At 58.1% G+C, this 21,385-nt stretch carries 13 protein-coding genes; 5 read left to right on the top strand and 8 right to left on the bottom strand.

Features of this window, described 5'->3' with window-relative positions; translation table 11 throughout:
• Nucleotides 1-27 precede the first annotated feature (27 nt).
• Nucleotides 28-927, top strand: a complete 900-nt coding sequence (locus ACFWYE_RS22450; RefSeq protein WP_379114398.1) for a helix-turn-helix domain-containing protein — start codon at nt 28-30, stop codon at nt 925-927.
• A gap of 131 nt (nt 928-1,058) precedes the next feature.
• Nucleotides 1,059-1,358 carry a hypothetical protein gene (locus ACFWYE_RS22445; RefSeq protein WP_379114396.1) on the top strand — a complete coding sequence of 100 codons (300 nt, stop codon included), beginning with the start codon at nt 1,059-1,061 and terminating at the stop codon, nt 1,356-1,358.
• A gap of 917 nt (nt 1,359-2,275) precedes the next feature.
• On the opposite strand, the gene ACFWYE_RS22440 is transcribed toward ACFWYE_RS22445, so the two are convergent.
• From ACFWYE_RS22440 to ACFWYE_RS22425, 4 genes are all read right to left on the bottom strand, one after another.
• Complete coding sequence (locus tag ACFWYE_RS22440; protein WP_379114395.1) at nt 2,276-6,937, bottom strand: hypothetical protein; 4,662 nt, start codon at nt 6,935-6,937, stop codon at nt 2,276-2,278.
• A 117-nt stretch (nt 6,938-7,054) separates the two neighbouring features.
• Nucleotides 7,055-13,507 carry a hypothetical protein gene (locus ACFWYE_RS22435; RefSeq protein WP_379114393.1) on the bottom strand — a complete coding sequence of 2,151 codons (6,453 nt, stop codon included), beginning with the start codon at nt 13,505-13,507 and terminating at the stop codon, nt 7,055-7,057.
• Nucleotides 13,508-13,846: 339 nt separating this feature from the next.
• The gene (locus ACFWYE_RS22430) at nt 13,847-14,200 is read right to left on the bottom strand and encodes a helix-turn-helix domain-containing protein (RefSeq protein ID WP_379114391.1); all 354 of its coding nucleotides are present in this window, start codon (nt 14,198-14,200) and stop codon (nt 13,847-13,849) included.
• Between the two features lie 4 nt (nt 14,201-14,204).
• A complete protein-coding gene (locus ACFWYE_RS22425) occupies nt 14,205-14,867 on the bottom strand; it encodes a hypothetical protein (RefSeq protein WP_379114390.1) in 663 nt (220 codons plus the stop codon).
• 134 nt (nt 14,868-15,001) lie between these two features.
• On the opposite strand from ACFWYE_RS22425, the gene ACFWYE_RS22420 reads away from it, so the two are divergent.
• The gene (locus ACFWYE_RS22420; protein ID WP_379114388.1) at nt 15,002-15,244 is read left to right on the top strand and encodes a multiprotein-bridging factor 1 family protein; all 243 of its coding nucleotides are present in this window, start codon (nt 15,002-15,004) and stop codon (nt 15,242-15,244) included.
• A gap of 79 nt (nt 15,245-15,323) precedes the next feature.
• Here ACFWYE_RS22420 and ACFWYE_RS22415 read toward each other — a convergent pair whose 3' ends face one another.
• Together ACFWYE_RS22415 and traA are read right to left on the bottom strand one after the other, a co-directional pair.
• Entirely contained in the window at nt 15,324-15,539 is a 216-nt protein-coding gene (locus ACFWYE_RS22415; RefSeq protein ID WP_379114386.1) for a helix-turn-helix transcriptional regulator, read from the bottom strand.
• Between the two features lie 129 nt (nt 15,540-15,668).
• Nucleotides 15,669-18,668, bottom strand: a complete 3,000-nt coding sequence (gene traA / locus ACFWYE_RS22410) for a Ti-type conjugative transfer relaxase TraA (RefSeq protein ID WP_379114384.1) — start codon at nt 18,666-18,668, stop codon at nt 15,669-15,671.
• A gap of 180 nt (nt 18,669-18,848) precedes the next feature.
• Between traA and ACFWYE_RS22405 the strand changes: the two genes are divergently transcribed.
• Together ACFWYE_RS22405 and ACFWYE_RS22400 are read left to right on the top strand one after the other, a co-directional pair.
• On the top strand, nt 18,849-19,175 hold the full coding sequence (locus ACFWYE_RS22405) for a conjugal transfer protein TraD (protein ID WP_379114382.1): 327 nt from the start codon (nt 18,849-18,851) through the stop codon (nt 19,173-19,175).
• 1 nt (nt 19,176) lies between these two features.
• Nucleotides 19,177-19,455, top strand: coding sequence for a conjugal transfer protein TraD (locus ACFWYE_RS22400; protein ID WP_379114380.1), 279 nt, complete (start codon nt 19,177-19,179; stop codon nt 19,453-19,455).
• Between the two features lie 313 nt (nt 19,456-19,768).
• On the opposite strand, the gene ACFWYE_RS22395 is transcribed toward ACFWYE_RS22400, so the two are convergent.
• Entirely contained in the window at nt 19,769-20,212 is a 444-nt protein-coding gene (locus tag ACFWYE_RS22395) for a MucR family transcriptional regulator (protein ID WP_379114379.1), read from the bottom strand.
• Between the two features lie 172 nt (nt 20,213-20,384).
• A complete protein-coding gene (locus tag ACFWYE_RS22390; protein ID WP_379114378.1) occupies nt 20,385-21,383 on the bottom strand; it encodes an NADP-dependent oxidoreductase in 999 nt (332 codons plus the stop codon).
• Nucleotides 21,384-21,385: the final 2 nt, after the last annotated feature.

Raw genomic sequence — 21,385 nt, 5'->3', positions numbered from 1 at the left:
AAGCCAGGCTTAGCTTAGGCTAGCCGGATGGAGACGACCGGCCAATTTCTGTCGCCAACAAGACAAGCCGAGATCCTGCCGTTCGAGACCGCCCCGCGGCCTGTGGTGGGCTTCGCCTGCGATTATCCGTCAGGCCTTTCGTCGGGGTTCCACGATCATCCGAGGGCTCAACTGCTCTATGCAATCTCCGGTGTCATGCGTGTGGAAATCCAGGCGTCGCATTACGTGGTGCCGCCAACGACGGCGTTGTTTCTGCCGGCCGGTGCTCAACACGCGGTGAGCATGGACGGGCCGGTGGCGATGCGGGAATTGTTCCTGCGGGAGGATGCCGCAACGCGGGTCGGGGTGGCGCCGAAGGTCATAGCCGTCTCCGGCCTGTTGCGGGAGGTGATCGTTGCAGCCTGCGCCGAGCCAGTGGAATGGGAGCAGCACGGCAGGGGTCATCACCTGGCGGAACTCGCCCTCGACGAGATCGCAAGATCGACGCCGCTGCCACTCGGCCTGCCTCTGCCCCGGGACCCACGCCTGCGCCGGGTGGTTACGCTGCTGCGCGATCGGCCCCACGACCGGAGGAGCCTGGAGGCGTGGGCGGAGCTGGCAAACGCATCAAGCCGGACACTGGCCCGCATGTTCCGCGCCGAGACGGGGTTGAGCTTCCGGCAATGGCGACAGCAGGCTCGTCTGACCGAGGCCTTGAGTGCATTGACGATGGGTGTGCAGCCGGCGAAGGCGGCCGCCATCGCCGGCTTCGAGAGCATCCCGGCCTTCGGCGCGGCGTTTCGCGCGTTCTTTGGCATCACCCCGGGCCAGGCGCGGCTTCTTCATCCTGATGCCCGCCGGCGGCAAGCCGCCGGTCAAGAGGTATCACAGCCTGCCAGGGGCGGAGCCGCCAGCACGAACCATTGCCGATACGCCCCACGCTCCTGACAGAATGATGTCAGTGTGCCCCGGCTATTGTGTGCAGGTCCGATTCATCCGGATCTGGATGCGAACGCCGTTCTGGCCTCGGACTGAACAATTCCATCGTTAGGGCCAGCGGCGGTGCTGGAGTGATCGAAATGTCTGATTTGACCATGCCGGAGCAGCAGAAGCGCGTAGCGATCCTGTGTCCGGAATTGCACGAGAACAAAAGGCCGGGACATTTCGGCGGTTCGGAGAAATACGCCAATGCGCTGAACAGGGCGCGTCCGTCGAATACGGTCCCGCATCTCTATGAGCGCACCGTCGAGCTTTATCTCGACATTCTGGACATGCAGGCTCATGCCGAGACAACCAGTCCCGGTCAGCTGCGTTCATTCCTGCGGGAGGCTGAGCAGGTCGTCGCGGGCCTGATCCGCAAGGAGGCCGGCTCCATCTAGCGATTGTTTGCGCACTGCGTTCTGGTTTTCGCAATCGCCCGGGTGTCGGCATCTGGTTCGGCAAGTGAACAGGTGGCCGCGTCAGGGTCGCGATTTCGTACAGAGTGGGTCGCCGTGATCCATGCGCACGCAGTCCCATCCTGTTCCGAAGCCGTGGTTGACCTTCCGGTGCCAAGGGCAAAAGCGATGACCATCGCCCTTGCGTCACCCTTCCGCAACGGAGGCAGGTTGCGCCACATGGCGGTAGTTTATCCGCGATGGCGAAAGCGTCAATGAACCGGAGCGCCATTGGGGAACCTGGCGGCAAATCCGGTCGAGCGGGACTATCCTCTACCCCATATGGAAGATGTGCTGGCTAAATGTCTTCGATAGCGTCGCCGATGGCGCTGGGAGCCTAACCGGCGTTAGGCCGGCGCAGCCGCAACTGCATCCCTTGCGCCGGCCGCCATTTTCCCGATTTTAGGCCGTCGACCGTTGGACAGGGCACCCAACCTGTGATGACCCGCGCTGCCTCTGGTTCTCCCAGGCGGCGCTTTTTTGATCTCAATTTTCGGAACGACCGGCACGCTCGGAGTATAGACGCCGCCCCATCGGAGCCGTGAGCGAAGCGAATTGGCGTGAGATAAAAGAATGGTGCCAGGGGCGGAATCGAATAATTCAAATAACTATTTGAATATGTTAATTAATGTCGAGTGTGGATAAGATCAATTACCCGCGAATTTACCCAATTTAAAATCATACCGGTGGTTCGATTCCATTTTCCACAGGAAATTGAAATATCAAGACCTGTGCTATCATCACGTCGCTTCAGGCATATAGCTTATGGTACCGGACCGGTAAATGAGTATCGCGCGAACATTAAGCGCTCTTAGCTCAATGCTGATTGGCTTCGGGCTGATGAGTGGATCATCGTTCGGCTAGTCCGTAATCCACGGACTGATGCCGCGGTAGATCTTGCGCCCGAGAAAATTCTCGCCGAGCTTCTTCTCGGCTTTCTCAATTGCCCTGCGCAGGTCTCCCTGATTGAATTTCGCGTGCGCGCGCTTGAGACGGTCCAGTCGGTTGACGGAGCGCGCTTTCGGCAAGTCTGCTTTCACCCTAGAAAGTATGCGACGATCCGCGCATTTCTCGAAAAGGATCCAGGCGGCGTAGGCATCAGCCTCGGTGGGAGCCGACAAATAGGCTTCCCACCAATGTAGGGCCTCAGCTTCGGCTAGACGCCATCTGGCGGCCTCAACCTGGCGATGCTCTGTTGCACTCAGCACCCCCTCCGCCCAGGCCTCGTCGATCGGCAAGGTGTTTCCGGTTCTAAACCCCGCCAAAACCTCTGAGCGCCATCGTTGCCACCTTTTGTCTGAGTGTGCATCTCGGTCAATCATCTCGTCCAACCATTCGCCACGTCCATTCAGGCTGGCAGCAATGGCAAGATCGAGAAGATCCCTGTCTGTCCGGGCATTGGAAATATCCACGAGCTCATCGAGGATTTGTGCCGACTGAGGTGTCGGCCGAACACGAAAAGGGATGTGAATCAGCTCTGGTACTCCAGATGCTCCGATGAACCCTGATGTCCCGATCCGCTTCAGCGCCCGCCATAGCGTAATGCCGAGCTCAGGATTTTCCTGCAATGCCGCCTCGCACAGCGCAATGTAGAAACCCTCCGCCAGCAACACGCGCCGCCGGAAGTCAGCGGTCTCACCAATAGCGCCTTCCACCCAGCCGGCGATCAAATCGGGAGCAACTTTAAAGACTGGCGTGAGATCCTCACTTTGAAAGGTGATTAGATACAGACTGGCCCCCGCTTGGCGAGCGTCTTCCATGCGCTCCAAGGCTGTTTCGACGGCACGGTGACGAGCTTCTTCCCTACTTTTGTTATCGAACATCGCTCTGAATTTCTCGGCTGGGTCGCCCTCATCCTCAACGGGACGAGGGGTCAGGGAGAAGGAAAATGGATGATCCTCTCTGCGATCGGAATGAACCGTTATTCTCGATCCTAGGTCGGGCATTTCTAATGTCGCGGGCCGCAGCACTACATCCAGTATTTGTGCTGCCAGCAACGTTTCCTGAGTGCTGCTGCCCCGCTGGCGCGCGATCGCTAACAGCAACCAGGGTGCCAGACGTATGACCAATTGATCGAAGGGCACGCTTCTCGTTGCCTCGGCGACTGCTTGCGATCCATAATGATTGACCAGTAGCAATCCGCTAGGTGCCCAGCCCCAATCGCGATCGAGCAATGCCGCACCAAATCGCTTAGCGTCGGATATGGTGAGAATCTCAAATGCTATCGAACGCTGAGCCTTGGTCTCGCCCGAAAGAGCTTGCTCCGTCAGCCAATTCCAGGCGGCCTCGCTCAGCGGCACATGTGCTGACAGGAGCAGGGCCAACAGGGCTTCGACCACCGGCGCGCCGCGATCACCGAAGCGCGAAATCATTTCATCGACCTGATCGACTGACAACTCCCCAAGGATCTCTTCGAAGTCTACATCGTTCCCCAACTGTGCGTTGAGCGCAGTGTTGAATTGGTCGATGCCAGCTCTGTCCAAGATTTCGATCATCATCAAGTTCGAGCCGACAAACATTTCCCTGTCTTCGGTTTCCTCTCGACACGACTCGCGCAACTGGCGCGCCGCTTCGACGCTGGCGCTATCCCACAGGAGCGTATGTTTGCGGATGCGAGCGCCCACCCAGAACCTTGAACTTGCTGGTCGAGCGCCCAGTCCTTTGAGTTTCTCCCGGATCAATTCGGCAAGGACATCTGGAACAGCCCTGGCAAGAAAGACCTCATTTTCCTCGAACTCAAAGTCGGTTTTCGTTTGCGAAATTTGCGTGTCGAGTTCGTTGACTGGAAAACCAACGTAACTTGCCCTGATCTCGTCAATGACGTCCGGCGGCGGGGAAAATGCCGGATCCAACCACATTGTCTCGGTCCGGCTGAGACGCCATGTCAATGTCAGCTCCTTGTCGTCAAGCACTTGATTGACATGACGTCTTTCGAGAGCAAGGAAACTCCTGCCAGGATTTGCCAGATAGTCTTTGTCATAGCTCCAGTTGGAATAGAGCGCTGGACTCAGGGAGTGAGCTACAGCATCGTCTTCGTCGGACGATATCAGCCAGAGCAAAAGCGCCGCGACGCGCTTGGCGATATCGGGGTGAATGCCTTGCTCGGGCACAAGAGCGAGAATTTCCATGGCTCTGATGCGGATAGCCCCAGCGGTCTCGTCGTGATCAAGTGCGTTGAAGAGGACCAACCATTTGAGCCCATTCCAGATATCATCGTGAGAGTTTATGGCAAATGCTAAGGCCGCAGCTTCGAACACGGGAATGGCCGCCTTAAGGGGGAAGCCTTCGATCAGGGTCGGTATCGTTTCTATTGCGGGATTCGATGAGTGATCAACAAGCGTCACGTCTGTTCCAAGGATAGTGATGGCCCCCGAGCGATCTACTCCAATCCTTTCAATCAGGCGGGCGCTGCGTCTGGCCTCGGCCTCGCCATTGTCAGTCCTTCTCATTTCTACATCGCGCGAGACGACCCTGAGCCATTGCGATGACTTTGCAACGACTAGGGCTCCCAGTTTGGTATCGTTGCGCGGAAGCGAGCGGATAGATTCGACAGCCCATTGTCGGGCTGAACGATGCACATATGCTATTTTTTCGATCGCACTGAGCAGAGGAGCGACTAGGGATCGCGCCAGACCGATTAAGTCGGAAAAGTGCGTGTCTGGGATATTCTGGCTCTGGAGCCAGGATACCACAATCATCTGAGCATAGTCGGGCAGGTGTACAGCTCGTGCGACCATAATCGAGATAGCGGCCCGCAGGATTTCAGCGCGCTCGTCAAGGCCGGCGATCGCATCGAGCCAGCGATCAAGTTCCGGCTCAGCGCTGTCGCCAGCCTCATCTAAGTGGATCAGCAGCGCTAGTCCCAACGCGTGCGCTACGATGGTCGGCGTTGCCTCATAGCCATATGCGGTGATGTTGACGAAATTGCCGTCGATCAGGTCGCTCATACGTGCAAAGACCTCAGATTCGTTCAGGTCCTCGCGCCCAGCGCTTTCAGCAAGGGATTTGCGAGAGAATCTGGCGCCTCCATCGATGACCTTTGTGGCCAGTTGTTGCAGCCACTCGCGCCACTCCCTTTCGCTGAAAGCGCGGCCACCTTGGGGACCGAGTGTGTCCTTGCCGTACTCCCAAAGAAGTCGATGTGGGGTGATGGAGCCCGCTTCGATCAAACGGTCCCGAAATTTGATGACCAGAGCAAAGAGCCTCGGTGTTCGCGCCAAGGGGATCAGTTCGGGGTGTAAATCCTCTCTCTTAAGGTATTTGTAGGCCAGAGCTATGTCGAGTTCGGCATCGTCGTAGGGACCGATATCGATGCGCTCCGGCTGGATGCTAAGACCCGTCAAAGATCTCAACTTTTCTTCGAAGTGATAGGCGCGAGTCGTCGCCATCCAACGAACTCGTCCAATAAATTCTTCATCCTGAAGAGTCCTAAACAAATCAATCCAGGGAATTGCCGAGACTTGATTGAGGCCATCGAACACCAGAGTCAAAACCGGTCCGTCGTCGGCTGGGCGATGAAGGAGTTTGTTGAGGCGCGCCGTCCAATGTTCGTGGTCTCTCACTTTTGTGATGTCGACCAAAAGGTCGGCGATGAAACGTCGCATGTCCGAGGAACTGGAGACGCGCGTCCCTGATACCATCGATGCCGGTATCACGAGTGTGATCGGCAAATCTTCGCGCTTCGAGTTGAGCCAATCCAGAACTGCCCAGGTCTTGCCGACCCCATCTGAACCGACAATCGCCGCAGGCACATTGCTGCCTGCTGCGTTAATCCACCATCTATCAAGTGCTTGGCTGGCATTGCGTCGCTGCACGCGATCTGGCCGGTAGCCTCCGGCCGCGTCCTGACCTAGCTTGGCAATGGCTGCCTGCGGTGTTTCCCATATCCGCTGCAATTCGCCCATGCAGGCCTTGCGCAAAGTTTCGAAGCCGAGTTGCCAAGCTTGGCAGTCGCGCTCGAGACGTTGCCGTTGCCCAAGAGCGAGCGATTCCAGGTCTCGAACGATATCGCCAGCCTCCTTTGATACCAATGAGTCAAGAATTTCAGGATCAGCGGAGCATAGAGCTGTCAAGCTCCAGATGTCGTCATTGGATTTGCAATCGATCACTACAACAGGAACGCCGTTTTTCTCACCATGTAACAGCAGGTCCTCCTCAAGCTGCTCCGGGACCTCTCTGGTGGCTGTCAAGAACCAACCTTCTAGTGCTGAATCGCGTTGCATCGCATGATCGAGCTCGCCCAGCAGTTCTCGCTGGCTTAACGAAGTGGTATCCGCGTAGCGCTTGGTTTCGATGCGGAAGCGGCGCTCCTGACGGCCGCCAGGTCCTGCGTCTCCGCCGAACTGAAATCCAGATTTAGCTACGGCGATGCCAACATTAAGTAGCCGGCTGACTAACGCCGCTGTCAAATGCTCGAAATCACCGGCGCTGATTTCCTCTTGAAGGATTTCCTTCAGTCGGCGTTGCTTGGATTGCTGGGACGAGTCTAAAGGCATGCCAATCTCTTCGGTGTCTGCGAACATTATCGAGTTTCAGCCTTTTGATCGGGACGCATCGGACGGCTTGAAGGGAATAGCGATCGTCCTACAATCATGAGGGAGCACGGAGGTTTCCAGTCGATGCCGAAGCCTCATCATTGGCTACTGCCAGTCGCGCCTGCGTTTGCGGTAAGCTTGGCACAAATCGTCGATATCGCTATCGAGCGCGCTGCGTTCGGCAGGATCGGTTTTTTTCCGCATCTCAGCAAGCTCGGCGATGCGGTGCAGCATCCAGCGGCCGAGTGTATCGACGCTGTTGGCCAATCCTTCGCGTCGGACGAAATAACGCCCGAGATCACGGCGGTGGCGCTCCGCTCGTACCAGCTTACCGGCGGCGTCGAGGGTATAGAGCTCCCATCGCTTCGGATTTCTGCTGATCTCCTCATCTCGAACTTGGCGTGAGATCTCAACGAGGATGATGAGGCTGTGGTTGGTCCGCGCAAGTAGATCCTTTAGGAACGCACTATCGGCGGTCGCACGCCAGCCATGGCCATTGTGGTTTTCTCCGCTACCCCACTGATCGATCGCAATGGCTGCCGTGCCCTCCGGTGACTGCCATGTTGAGCTTGCAAGATCGAAGACCAACCGTTCCGAGCGTGTCACACCGGTCGGGCGCACCGGAATGCCCGAAACAGAGCCGCGCCGTGTGTCGAATTTGTCGGCAAGAGGGTCACGCTCCGATGTTTTCAGCCATGCTGCAAGTTTAAAGCCGGGAGCATCGATGTCTTGGTGGTATCTCGCGTCTGGCAGCGCGAAGTCCATGTGGTTGTCCGCAGTGGCTAGTGCCCTGGCAAGCGACAGGGCAGTTTGCGGGGTTGCGAAAGCCGAACATATGTCGACATGCTGTGTGACGTTGCTCCAACGCAGCTCAAAATGCGCGGCTACAACCTGCCGGCCATCTGTCGAGACCTCCGTGTCGAATATCTCGGATGGTATCGCTCGACCCCAGAGGCTTGCCTGCGCAGAGCGCTCCTCAAGGTTCCCTACGAAATGCTGCTGCGCGGCCTGTGCTACGCCCCAGAAGCGCGGTTCGGCTGGTGCTGCTGTCCGCAGGTCGCTCAACCAGTACGGTTCGAGCGTCGGCATGCTTTCGTAAATCCATTCCTTGAGGTGGTCTTTTCCGCCGGTTTGTTTCACGAGCGGCTGCTCGACGATCAATTCGCCGACAGCGCACATCATCGCATGCCATTCGATGTGGTAGCTAAGGCGTTCGATCGTGGGCAGAGTGCCATGTCGGCGATCGGTGGAGGTGTCGACATGCTCCAGGCGCTCGCGACGAGGTTCGTGTACCCAATGGGTTGTCGTTTCGACATAACCCCATTTATCGTGCAGCCAATGTTCAAGCCGATCGAGGAACGCATCCATCGTGATGTCGAATTGTTTCACAATCGGCTGATACCAATACGGAATCGCATCGGTCTCATCGAAACGATACTTTCGTCTTCGCTCGTCTTCGCGCGAACGCTGGTGCCGGAAGGATTTCTCGTTCTGTTCGACCGGTGGCAACTGGCTTCGGTTTAGTTTCTCAAGGAAATCACGATCGGCAGGTTGGAGGCTGATTGTCCGCGTGTCGTCGAGCGATAACAGTGTGGATCGTCCGAGCTCCCGCACGATCAAGTGCGGATCACGGCGGATCGTTTGAAGGATAAGTAATGTGTGCCGGGCGACAGCCGCTGGTCTCTCCAGCGCTGCGCGTTGGACGACCATCATAAGTTGCTCAAGCGCGCCATGCCGATAGAAAGGCTCGCCCTTGTAAAGGTCTGTATCCTCGTCAGAGAGGCACTCCACAAGCCGATCCCAGGCCGTGTCGCCGCCGCGCAGCAGCACAAGGGCAGCATGTGAGGCACGCCACCTGATGCGCCGGTCCATGTCCCCCATTGCCGCGAACAGGCTTCTGGCAACATTTTCACCGACATCCTCGGGCGCGAGGGGTCCTCCCAAGTTTACTTTCGGTGGATGCGAAGTCCGTGTCTCTACCCGTAGCAACAGCAGGTCGAAAAGCTTGGCACGACGGTCCTCAGGAGCTCTCGCAGCGATCAATCCTGTAAGAACGAACAGCAAGTGGGCGGAAATGCGTTCGCCCTCGCGTTCAATCCCGTCAAGCAGTACATTGGCCTGCTCGCCGGGCCCGAGCCCAGTTGCGTTCAGGACGGCGTCTAGCGTCGTTGTGTCCTGATAGCCCCCATCGAGCAGCCGATTTAGCGCGCCCGCTATGTATTCTGGCAGACGCCTGCCCGCCCATTCCGCCACTGGTGGATAGTCGGACCAAGTACCCAGGATTTTCGGAACGGCTTTGCCCAAGGCTCCATCGGTGCCAGCCAATTCGAGTGCTGCCTCAAGGAAAGGCACTCTAAGCGCCCGGCTTTGGATTCTCTGCGCCACTTCAATGAATTGTTGCGCTCCAAGTACTCGATCGTTTTTGTAGAAGTTAAGTGCAGCACGGATGCCTGCCGGATCGCCAATGGGCGCGCCGCCGCCTCGCCGCTGGGTCGTGTCGACTTTTCGAGGTCCGACAGCATCTACATCGACGGAGGTCGCTTCTGCCTCGCGCCAAGCCGCCAGCACGTCACCACGGCGTTGCGCTTCGTCGATCACTTGGCGTGCACCGACACCCGCGCGATCCTTAAGCGCCTTCAATCCCGCAAGAAAGAATTCTATGTCGCCGTTCTGCCGAAGCGCATCGAGTGCCAGTTCCACACTCCAGTCAGGCAACGGACTTTGCTCACCGAACGCCAGATCGATGCTTATGCCTTCTTCGGTGGACAGCGTCGCCAGAGCGGCGCGCTGAGCGAATGTGAAGGTACTATTGGATCGCAAAACCGGCGGCAGGCTGTGATGAAGTGAAACCAGACCCCGCTCATGCCAGCGGATTGCTGCGGCGAGGCCGGTTGGAAGATTTGCTGCGGCCACCCAGCTCGCCGCCATCCCCCAGTCGAAATCGTCTCCGATGCCCAGGGATTCGACAACGGCTCCCGCAGCATTCGCGAGGCGGGCGGCAAATCGAGCTGTTTGGGCATGCGCACCCTCGAGACCGCTTCTTGCCATCGCGCCTGCCGCAGCAAGTGCGCTGTGTGCTTCGAAGTCGACCGCTGTCGTGGCATTAACTGCCTTGCCAAACAACCACTGTGCCATGGTCTCATCGAGGGGCAGCGCGATGCGCGCGCATTTGGCAAGGAGTTTGACGCGGTTACTTGCAGGTAGAGGCTGGGCCTCTATCTCAGTTGCTAACCCCGTCAGTATTTCCAGCACGGTGTCATGCGCGTGTGGAACCAAGGTCAGCGTCTCAGCAATGTCGTGCCAGCGCTCGATATTGTCTGCCGCCCAGCTCTGCAGCACCTCGCGCATTTGCGGGATCAACTGCGCGATATCGCCACCGCGCAGGCTCATATGAAGCAAGTGGTTACGCATCAAAAGAAGCGCCGTATCGGGATCACGTTTAGAGCTATCGCTGTAGGCGCGCGAAAGATCGAGAACCTTGGTGACCTTCAGCCACGCCGTCACTGGGTCGCCTGCTAACCCTTCGAGCGTCGCTCGAGCTGCATCGACAAGCCGCGTGTAAACCGGAATGGCCTCTTGGAGCGCATCATTCCAGAGCTGCTCAGGCCTTCGTTCGTCTCTCTGACTCCGCCTCTGCGTCGACGGAGGTGGTGGCACTCTGCGTTGCGGCGGTAGCCATTCCGAGACTTTTTCGATGACGCCTAAGAGCTTCTCGCGTAGGGCATGGACACGGGCGTGACGAGCCCCGGCTGAACGTAGGCGGTATAGGTCGTGAGGCTGTTCTAATTCCGGCTTGGGGAACGCACGCCCGAGCAACTGACCGAGAGACGGATGAAGATCTACGTGTCCAACAGCGCACTCTGCGATCAACAGCAGCGCTTCGTCCCAAGCAAGGACCGAAGCGCGGGAACTCCCTGAATAGACTGCTTTGGGCCACCGCGCAGGCGTTGCGCGGGCGAGGCGCTCAAGACCATCGCGCATCTCGGGCGCGGTTATGTCCGTTCCTGCCAACAGCGCCGCAGCCATGAGCGCAGCCAAGGTCCGCACCGGCCACGGTCGGGCGAGTATGGCTTGGCGCAACGCTTGCCGGTTACGGCCTGCGGCGTGTGCTGCAAGCAGATGGAATACTGGAAGCAGCGCAGATTTTGGGTGCCAGTCAAAGAGACGGGAAAAGGCCTCTTCCTCTCCATAAAGCGCGGCATAAACGGTGTATTCGGCGGCGATATCCTGCGCCTTGATCGAGAAGTTGCCGGGACGCCCCGTTTTACGCAGCTCGCGCAAATGTGCGTCCCACCAACGCAGATGGCTTTTGGCCAAGCCGGGCTGGGTGGACGCGGCTTGGCGTGCCAATTCGATGCGCAGACGTGCACGCTTGCTCGTATGTTTCTGGCCCACCATGACCAGCCGATTGGCTTCTTCTGCGGCGAAACGCACTGACAGGTCGAGGTTGTCCACGGTCAGTGCCTCGAGCAATTCCGTCCGGCTGAGCGCATCGGCCGAGGAAATTAGCAAGTTGCAAGCGTTTCCGATATCGGAGGCCTCACGGCAGCAGCGAATGGCCAGACCAAGGCGTCGCGACCACACGAACTGCGCTTCGAGCGACGAAAGGACTGAAGAAGGCTGTTCCTCTTGCGTGACCAGCATGTAGAGCGCATCGAGGCGGCCGGCCGAGGCCAGCACTTCCGCGACACTTGTCGCTGCGTAACGGTCGTCAAGCCGGGTTTGTAGAAGCAGATCGGCTGCCCGCGCAAGCAATGCCTTGCCCCCATTGTCAGGACGGTCGACCACGAAAGCCTCGAAGTCCTCATCATGGAAGGACCAACCTTCTTGACGCTCTACAATACCGCCGATGTCGCCCGCTATGTCTCGGATATCCGCCGGCGTGATGCCGGCAAGTGCGGCGAGCAGTTGTGCAGGAACAGGCCTGGGCAGATGCGCCAAGGCGTCCAAGATTTGCCAAATCTTGTTCGGATCTCCGAAATGTTTGCCGGCCTCGGAGACCCGCTGTTTGAACAGCGGATCGATACCTTCCGCCTTGGGCATGAGCCTCTCGATCGCACGCCCTGCGCCATTGTCAGGCAATCCCTCGATCGCATAAACCAGACGCCGTGGATTGCCTCCGGTGAGGTCCTTGAATGTCGATGCTAGGTCAGCCGGCCAGTTTGGTTGCCATAGCGCGACCAGTCTCTTCACTTCGCCTTCGTCAAGAGGACTGATTTCGAAATCCTCAAATAGGTGTTGGGAGCCGACCTCGCTGAGCCGTGCTGACCGGCAACTCAGGATGATACGGACATTGTCCGGCCAACCAGATGCCTCGCTCATCACGTCAACGAAGCAGGGCTCATGCCAGTGAAGCGAGCCCTTGCGCGCATTGTCGACCGCATCGAAACACAAAACCAAAACGGCGTCGGGACTGCGTTCAGCCAAGAGCGCAGCCGCTATAGCGGCACGGTTGCGGAATGCATCGAAGACATCGATGCTGCCTTGCCTGCGAACGACAAGCGGAGTCCTAAGCCGAGCCGCGAGTTCGTTGCCTATTTGTACAAAAGCCTGTTCCGGAAGATGGCGCTTTTGATCGGAGGCAAGAAAGAGCCCACCACCATAACAGTCATAGAGGAAGACCTCCGAGCCTTCCGGCAAGACAGATCCAAGATCGCACAAGAGGCTGGTCTTGCCACATCCGCCGCCGGCATGGACACGCAAGGGTCTCAACTGCGGCGCCACCAACTTGGCTCCAAGTGTCTTCATCACCTCGCGTCGCAGATAGGGGGTTGCCGCTTTCATACGCGAGGTGGCGGGATAGAGCATCCGCTCGTTGCCAACGCCGAGCCACGTCGCTAGGACTTCGCGGGTGACGGGCGGCTCCCTGCGGCTCTCGGGCAACATGAGTGTCGCGACGCGCTTCTGCAAAAGATTGGCGTCGTCGCGCGCGTCCGCATCATACATGTTGACAAGGTGTTGAAGGACCTCGCTCTCCATGCTGAGTCTTGATGCGGCCGAAAACCCGGAAAGATCCCATGACCGCAGGAAAGCAAGCAACTGCTTCTGACCCAGTCCGAGCCTTTTGGACAGCGTTTTAGTGAGCTCGGCATCTTTGGGCGTCTGCTTGCGCCTGATTGCGGTGAGGCGCTCGATGTCCAACGCGACGCTTTTCGATAGGTGTTGGTTGGTGATGATTGCGAAGTCGCCCTTGAACGCGACCGCTTTCATCAATCCAGCTAGCTTGCCGAGGACGCTGCTTTGTGGCTTTGTTGGCAAGCGGCGGGCCAACAATCGAGACCAGGTCCAATTCTCCTGGGGATTGGATGCCGAATATTTCAACTGCAGATAGCGAAAAACCTGGCCCTCTGCCGTTTGGCGCGTGAGCGTTACGTCGGCAGCCTGGGCGTGTTCACCAAGTTGGTTGTGCGCCTCGTCACTCGGGAGGCCCTCTACTTTGACAGCAATCACATCGCCGTCGGGAGATAACAGCCGTAGCATCTCCCGAGCCGCCCAAAGAACATGAAACTCATCCCCTGCATTGGACGCAACTGCCCCCAAAAAGTCCACGTCGGTCAAGCCCACCCCGGTAGATCACAGCTTTTCGAATTTATGAAAATGCGAAATGACACCCTTGGTAGTCAAGTTGCACTTGTATCGATATCGAAGCGCAAACTGCTTGAGATCTATGAAATTGTAGTTTTGTAGGATCGGAAGCCGCGCGTCTTGAAGTACAATCGAGAATTCTGCCCGCGCTAACGGCCAAATGCCGCCGATTGCCGTATTTAACCGTGCTGTCGGCAAAAAGACGCCCAGGCCATCATGCTTAATTGGCCCGCGTCTAGTTCTCGGGGCGGCACTGCGTCGGCTTTATCTCCCCCCCAGACACACGGTTGCGCACGCTCGGAGGCAGGCGCATCAGCCCTTCGATGACGCGCCTGCTTCCGGCACTCGCGATGAACTCCAGGCGTTCGTCGACCGGCAGGAGCGACGTGGTTGCTTCGCCATTGCCCGGTAGTCCGCCGAAAACGCGGCTGACGGGAACATCAGCGCGCGGGCGATCTCGTAGAGCATGGATGCGCTGACGCGGTTGCGCGCGCATTCGTATTTCTGGAGTTGTTGGAAGCTAATGCCGATCGCTCGGGCCAGTTGCGCCTGCGAGATATTTGATTGGACGCGCACAGTCGCGATCTGCCTTCCGACATGCCGGTCAGCCGAACGGGGGCTGGCCTGGTCTTTAGATGCCAGACCGGTTTGAAAACGTTCCAGCAAGGCTTCATCTCTGGGATTTGCGCTGCCCTTCTGATCTCAAGAGCGTCTCAATGTCCAAGCCATGAAGTCGGGCGAGATCATTCCGCACTGCGTGGATGTGTGGCCATGGGAAATCGTCAGGGTCCTCCCTGTTCTCTGCTTCGCAGAGTATGACGGATAACTTGGCTAGCACGACGTCGATTGTTGAGGCTGGCAATCGCAGTAGATCATCCAGAATAGCCTGTTCGAGAGCTTCCGATTGTCGGATCATTGCATCCATTCTCGAATAGCCGATCTGGTCGTCCATGGCATCCCAGCGCGCTTGGTGGGCGGCGAGGTCGGCAGAAGCCCGACTCTGGATAGCGTTGTCTTCAGGCAAATCGTTGATGGAACGGATGGTCACTTCGCTACCGTTGGTAAGGCGCTCCTGTATACTTGGAAATCCAACCGTCCTGACGAGGTCTGCCTCCAGCGATTGCTGCTTGCGGCAGAGCGCCAATGTGTTGTCGTGCGCTTCCCGCCACCTCTCGCACAAACGAAAGGAAGGATCTTCTCGCAATACCTTGCGCGGCGCATTCTCAGCCACTGAAAGGCCGAATGGCCACGCCATACTTGTCGCGGCCGCTCCCGCCATCAAACCCCGTCGGGTGACGGAGGGAAAAATCGTCCTATCGTCGGAATCGCTCATGATCCGATCTCCAAGCTTGGGCGCAGTCAGTGGATACAGCCAGACGACTGGCGGCATCAGAAAATATCTGAATTTAAGATAACTGAAAATCAGATATAAAGGAACCCCCAATCTGAATTCAGATGGGGGGTTAAGTGGTCGATACACTTGGTACGGATCGGCACAAAGCTCTGATCGCGCTACTTATCAAGAAGCGGGAAGCGGCAGGGCTCACCCAAGTCGAGTTGGCAGCGAAGCTCCGGCAATACCAATCGTTTGTAGCCCGCTTAGAAAGCGGGCAGCGACGTGTAGATGTCGTTGAGTTCATGAAACTCGCCGAGATACTCGGTTTTGATGCTTCGTCAGCCATCAAGAAATTATTGAGAATACCAGGTTGAGCGGCGCGGAAGCGTTGCTAGCGCAGCGACAATTTGGCGGACCGGTAAGGTGCCATCCAGTTTCTTGCACTTTACCCGTTCAATTTGACAGATCGCTCTCATCCTTTGGTCGCCATCGAACGGGGTCGGCAACCCACAGATTGATCTCGGATTCGTACCAGCCCGCGCCATTGACGCTGATCTTGATCTGGGCCGGGAACGTGCCCTCGGCGATCTTGCGATAGATGGTGGATCTAGACAGCCCGGTTCGGGCAAGGACGGTTTTGAGACGGATGATACGATCCGGTTCGCGCATGACTGGCTGGCTCCTGCTGGTTGTTGCCGACTGTCGCGGGGACCAGATGGGGCAGGCTAAGACGGCCTTGCAAGACCGGCGTTGGTCGCGTCGTAGCATGGCGCACCAGCGGTGGTAAAAAGGCTGGATCTAGATTCCGATACCCCGGCCCCTGCCAAGATCGATGCCATGCATGAAGGCGAGTTCAGCGCCGAGACGGCGGCCCGATTCGAAAGAGATGCCGAGCGCGTTCTTGTGATTGGCAAGGATGGATTCGAGCTGCGGATCGCGCTCTAGGCTTTTGGCCATGTCGCCCATGGCCGAGCGTGTGGCCTTGTAGCCGGCGATGTCGCCCTGCCTGTATTGGCGCTCGCTGGTCTGGGCGAGCTTTTGCCAACGCTCCACGAAACGCTCGGCTCGGTGGCTAGGATCGATGCGGGCGTCGCGGCCCCGTCCGGTACGAATTTCCGTTTCGAGTTGCAGTGCACGAATGGCACGATTGACCCTGCCAGTCGCTGCCTCGCGGGCAAGCCTGGGGTCCTTGGTGTAAGCCGCCTCGGCATCACGCCACCCGTCGGACCGCACCGTTTCAAAGGCATTGCGGGCTTCGTTCAGTTCACGCATTTGATCGGGCTTGGACACGTCTCCCGTATTTAGAATGGCGACGATGGCCCGCGCGTGCCGGGTGAGGGCGTCGGTGCGGGCCTTGCGCAAGATCGCTTCCCGGTCTTGCGCCGCGTGTATGTCCGGCTCCGCAACGTCACGTCGCGCTTTTTCGCCTGCAGTTGCTCTTGCCGGCTCGCGCACGCTGTCCTGGTCCGGCGAGTACAAGCGGCCGACATGTTCGCGCAGCCTTTCCGGCAGGATGCGTTTTATGATCTCGGCGACACGCTCGATGAAGGTGATGCCGCGCCGTTCGGCATAGAGCCGGGCCGGATCAGCTGCCTCGTAGTCGGACGCCATGTCCTTGGCGCGGTCGCGCGACAGCGTGTGCGCGAGCCGGTCTGGATTGGCAAAATCATCGTTGCCGTAATGCAGGTCCACGCTGTCGCGATGGCGCGACAGGGCGACATAGGTGCCATGCACATCCATGCCCGGTGTGGCAAGCACATGGGCACGATCAACGGTCATGCCCTGCGCCTTGTGAATCGTCGCCGCATAGCCATGGTCGAGGCGATCATAGTCCTTGAAGTCGAACGAGACAGAACGGCCGTCATCGGTGCGCACCGTCATGGCCCGCGTGTCGACCTTTTCAATGGTGCCGAGTGTGCCGTTCTTCACGCCAAGCCTGCGCTCGTTCTGCAGGAACATGACGCGATCGCCACTGGCGAAGTGGCGCATGCCACGGTCGACGGTGACGCTGACCTCTTCGCCTAAATCGTCCGCCTTCCGCATGCGCTCGCGCGCTGCCTCGTTGAGGATGCGAACTTCATCATTGGTGTGCGTGAGGATGATCCGGTTCTGGTTTGACTGCGCCTGCCGGTCGCGGTCCCAGCGCTCAATCAAATCCTCTCGCGCCTCTTGGCGGTTTGCCGCCTCGTGCACCATCCCGTGGGTGCGGTAGGCTTCAAGCGCGCTTCCGATCTTGGCTGTCGCCAGATCGCGTGTTGCGTCGCGTTGCCAGTCGTTGCGCTGGCGGCGCACATCGCCGATCTCTGCACCGCCATGACGCTCGTGCAGCGACCGCAAGGCGGCTCCCGCCTCGATGGCTTGCAACTGTTGCGGGTCCCCAACCAGCACGATCTTCGCGCCGGCTTCAGCTGCATGGGAAAGCACGCGCTCCATCTGGCGCGTGCCGACCATGCCGGCCTCATCGATGATCAGTACATCACGCCCCGACAGCACATCGCGACCCTGCTGCCAGCCATGTTCCATGCTGGCGATGGTACGCGACGTTATTCCCGATCCGTCCTCAAGGTTCTCGGCAGCGATGCCGGAAAGAGCGGCACCGCGGACGCGATAGCCGGCGGCCTCCCATGTCTCGCGTGCAACGCCGAGCATGGCGCTCTTTCCCGTTCCGGCATGGCCGATGATGAGCGCGAGATCTTGCCCATTCGTGATGTGAGACAACGCGTCCTGCTGCTCGCCGGAAAGCATCAGGCCGCGCTGTTCGGCACGCGCCAGCGCCGCTGCCTTGTCGCTGGGGTCGATCGCATGTCTTTTATGTTCGGCCATGCGTTCGGCTGTTGCGTACAAGCGCTGTTCGGCCGCGATCATGTCGCGTGTGGTGAAGCGCTCCATGCCGCGGCCGTCGCTGCCGAGTTCGACCAGGTCGGGCGAACTTCCCAACGCGGTCATAACCGCGTTGAACTGCTCCAGCCCATCACTGTGGCGGTATGCGAACAGCGCCATGTCGCGCCGTGTGAAGGTCGATTGCTGCTGTGTGATGGCATCCAAAGCCAAGGCAGGGTTCGCGAGAATGCGTGCGCCATTGTTGCGCGCGATCTCGCGATGCAGTTCGGCCCGATCGGCAACGTCGAGAGCGTCGTCGCCGACACCACGTATCTCGATACGCTGTGCCGATGCACCGATCTGGCTCTGTGGTTCCAGCGCGATGCCCTGTGCTTCCAGGCTGCGATGGTCGATGCGGACGTCGATGTCGAGGTCAGCCAGGCGCTCATTGGCAAGCTCGGCCCAGCGTTCACGCCAGCGCTCGATCATCTGCGTGCTGTTCCAGTCTCGTACCTTCGGGCCAAATCCGTTCGCGTCGACCGAGCGCATGGTGAGCATCACGTGGGCGTGGGGTTTGGGCATGCCATCCTCACCGATATCCCAATGCACATTGAGATCGGCGATCATGCCGGCATCGACAAACTGCGCCTGCACGAAGTCGCGGGCCAGTTCGATGGCTTGGGCCTTGCTCAGTTCGCGGGGCAGGGCGAATTCCACCTCGCGGGCAAGCTGTGCGTCCTTGCGTTGCTCGAAGGCCTCGACATCGTTCCACAGTCGTTCGCGATCACGCCAATGCTCGGGCGCGCCATCAGGCAACAGTACCTCGGAATGCACGACGCCGCGTTTGGCGGAGAAGTCATGGCTGCGTTCGATCCGCTCATCGCGCAGTCGGGAGGCCGAGCGGTAGGCAGCAGACGCCACCGCACTTGAGCCGGCCTTGCGGCCAATGACCTTGACGTGAAGATGATAGATCGCCATCGCGCCGCAATGATCAGCACGATCAAGCGCACGTCGGAACGACGTATAAGCGCGCCCTCCCTCGAAAAAATCTCGGGATGGACCGGCGCGTCCCAGACCGGCTCGGCGACATGGAAGCCTTCTGCGAGGCGCAGAGCTATCATCACAACATCGACAATTCTCCGGATAAAGGACACACCCATGCGTAAGCCACGCGACTACAATGCCGAACTGAAAGCGCTCGAGGACAAGGCGAAAGAGCTCAAAACACGCAAGGTACAACAACTCGGCGAACTGGTCATAGCAAGCGGGGCAGACGGCCTCAGCGCCGACGAACTTGCGGGCGCGCTGCTGGTGCTGGCCGAGACGAAAGATGCCGTCAAACGGGACGCCTGGGCCAAGCGTGGGGCGGCATTCTTTCGCGGCAAGCCACGGCGATCTTCAAAAGCATCTGACCGCGACACTGGTCGCGCTCAAACGCAACCGGGCAGCGCGCAATCGTTGTCAGGCGGCACTGGCGCGGTTTGACATGCGTACATGGCAGGTCGAACGCCGTAAACGCACGCGACACCTCATCGAACTCGGCGGACTTGTCGTCAAATCTGGCATTGTCGACCTTGTCGGTGACGATCGTGCCATGATCTACGGCGCGATGCTCTGGATCGCCGACAAACTGCAAAGCGACGATGGTGAACGAGCGAGAAAGCTCTGGGCCGGAAGGGGGAAGGAAGCGTTCAATGCGCAATACAAAAGCAAAGCATTGGCTGGCGCGAAGCGTGCGGATTTGCCGTCAGTTCCGTTTCCTTAGAACCCTGATCGGGAGCTGCCTCGTCGATATAAAACGACCAGGTGGGGCGCAAATAGCTAGAGCACGCTACACGCGTTCTGATCGGGTCATCGCATCGGATTCGAGATGAATCTTGAATAGGTGATAGGGCGCCAGAGAGCTCCGGTTTTCGGCGCTCTGACAGCCGAAATCTGTGCGGAACTTGGAAACCGAAAGAATACTGGACCGAGGCCCTATGAACCGCTGACTTATTCCGTTGCTAAGGCAGAGAGCAGGGTAGGAGACCGACACACCGTCACTCTCACGTTCACAAATCCTGCGAGCGTCGGTGAGATCAGGCCTCAGCTTTTCCTTTGCCGCGACGCCTGATGCTAGGTTTTCTACCGAGTCCCAACTTCTTCGCAAGTTCTGACCGTTGTGCCGAATAGCTTGCCGCCACCATCGGGTAATCCGGCGGTAGGTTCCACTTGGCACGGTATTCCTCTGGAGTAAGGCCAAGCGTCGTCAGGTGCCGCTTCAAGGTGCGATACTGCTGACCGTCCTCGAGACTGATTAGATAGTCGTGGTGGATCGACCTCCTAACCGAAACGGCCGGCTTCGGGGGCTCAGATGCTGGTTCAATCTGAGGCCGTTTGATGTGCCGCAAGCTGTTGGCAACGCTCGCAATGACGATTGGCAGATCGGATACAGGAACTGGATTGTTGCTAACGTATGCTCCAATGATTGTCGCTGTAAGTTCTGCAATAGAAACATTGGAATGTTCGGTATCTTCGGCCACTTTTTGCTCCCCGTTTATAGGTTCGCTCTCCCTAGCCGAGAAATGGCTGTTTCGAAAGATGAAAGGCTAGAAGACGAGCCGAAGTGGGAAGACCAATGATGAAATGGCAGAGGTGGTATGGTCGCGGCTGGAAGCTCCGCCACATACCAGTCGTGTCCAAGCGCAGCACGCCTCAGATCTTCATTATCAACTTTCCAAAATTCTTACCCTCAAACAAATCGTTAAGGAGCAAAGGGAAATGCATAAGATCACCCTCTCGGATATCTTCTTTGAATGAGAGCTTCCCTTCCAAATGCCATCCGAGGAGAATATCAACGGTCTGCAATAGCTTTTTGACGTAATCAGAAACAATAAATCCTTCAATTTTTAGCCGACTTGTCAGAAGGAATCTAAAGTTCTCAAATCCAGCCTGCTCTGCTCCGTAGCGATGGGAAATCATCCCACATAATGGGATTCGCCCATACAAATTCATGTGGGGCAGTACGCTGTCGAAAATCCGACCGCCCACATTATCAAAGTAGACATCTATCTTGTTGGGGCAGGTGTCGAATAGCCGCTCATTGATCGGCCCAGCTCGGTAGTTAATGGCTCCGTCGAATCCGAGGTTGTTGATCAGGTACTCGCACTTGGTAACGCTGCCGGCAACACCGATCACCCGGCACCCTAGAATCTTGCCAATTTGACCAACCATAGATCCGACCGCGCCTGCGGCGGCCGAAACGAGTAGTGTTTCCCCGGGTTTTGGCCGTCCAATTTCTTTCAATCCATAGTAAGCCGTGACACCAGGAATTCCGAGCCCACCGAGCCATGATGGTGGAGGAACTAAATCCGGCTGAATTGCTCGAATTTGAAATCCGTTGGAAATGGCATACTGCTGCACATTGAGCATCCCCGTCACATAGTCGCCCTCTGAATAACTAGGGTGGCGTGACTGTTCGACACGGCCGACGGTGATACCACGCATGACCGAACCGAGTTCAACAGGAGGGAAGTATGAGTTTTTCCCGTCTACCCAACCACGCATCGCTGGGTCAAGGGAGATATACTCGTTTCTGACCAGAAATTGACCCTCTTCGAGTTTGGGGATTGCGGTACCGATCACAAAAAAATCATCAGCGCTGACCATGCCAACTGGTCGCCTGCGAAGGCAAAGTTGGTGATTGATTGACATGA

This window comes from Mesorhizobium sp. NPDC059025 (assembly GCF_042739655.1).
In the GTDB taxonomy this organism is placed as follows: Bacteria; Pseudomonadota; Alphaproteobacteria; order Rhizobiales; family Rhizobiaceae; genus Mesorhizobium.
This window is presented reverse-complemented; position numbering and strand designations above follow the sequence as displayed.

Bases quoted from the DNA above. Each gene is read 5' to 3' on its own strand.
- ACFWYE_RS22445 (WP_379114396.1), top strand. From the start codon at position 1,059: ATGTCTGATTTGACCATGCCGGAGCAGCAGAAGCGCGTAGCGATCCTG.
- ACFWYE_RS22440 (WP_379114395.1), bottom strand. From the start codon at position 6,937: ATGTTCGCAGACACCGAAGAGATTGGCATGCCTTTAGACTCGTCCCAG.
- ACFWYE_RS22400 (WP_379114380.1), top strand. From the start codon at position 19,177: ATGCGTACATGGCAGGTCGAACGCCGTAAACGCACGCGACACCTCATC.
- ACFWYE_RS22390 (WP_379114378.1), bottom strand. From the start codon at position 21,383: ATGTCAATCAATCACCAACTTTGCCTTCGCAGGCGACCAGTTGGCATG.
- ACFWYE_RS22450 (WP_379114398.1), top strand. From the start codon at position 28: ATGGAGACGACCGGCCAATTTCTGTCGCCAACAAGACAAGCCGAGATC.
- ACFWYE_RS22405 (WP_379114382.1), top strand. From the start codon at position 18,849: ATGCGTAAGCCACGCGACTACAATGCCGAACTGAAAGCGCTCGAGGAC.
- ACFWYE_RS22425 (WP_379114390.1), bottom strand. From the start codon at position 14,867: ATGAGCGATTCCGACGATAGGACGATTTTTCCCTCCGTCACCCGACGG.
- traA (WP_379114384.1), bottom strand. From the start codon at position 18,668: ATGGCGATCTATCATCTTCACGTCAAGGTCATTGGCCGCAAGGCCGGC.
- ACFWYE_RS22415 (WP_379114386.1), bottom strand. From the start codon at position 15,539: ATGCGCGAACCGGATCGTATCATCCGTCTCAAAACCGTCCTTGCCCGA.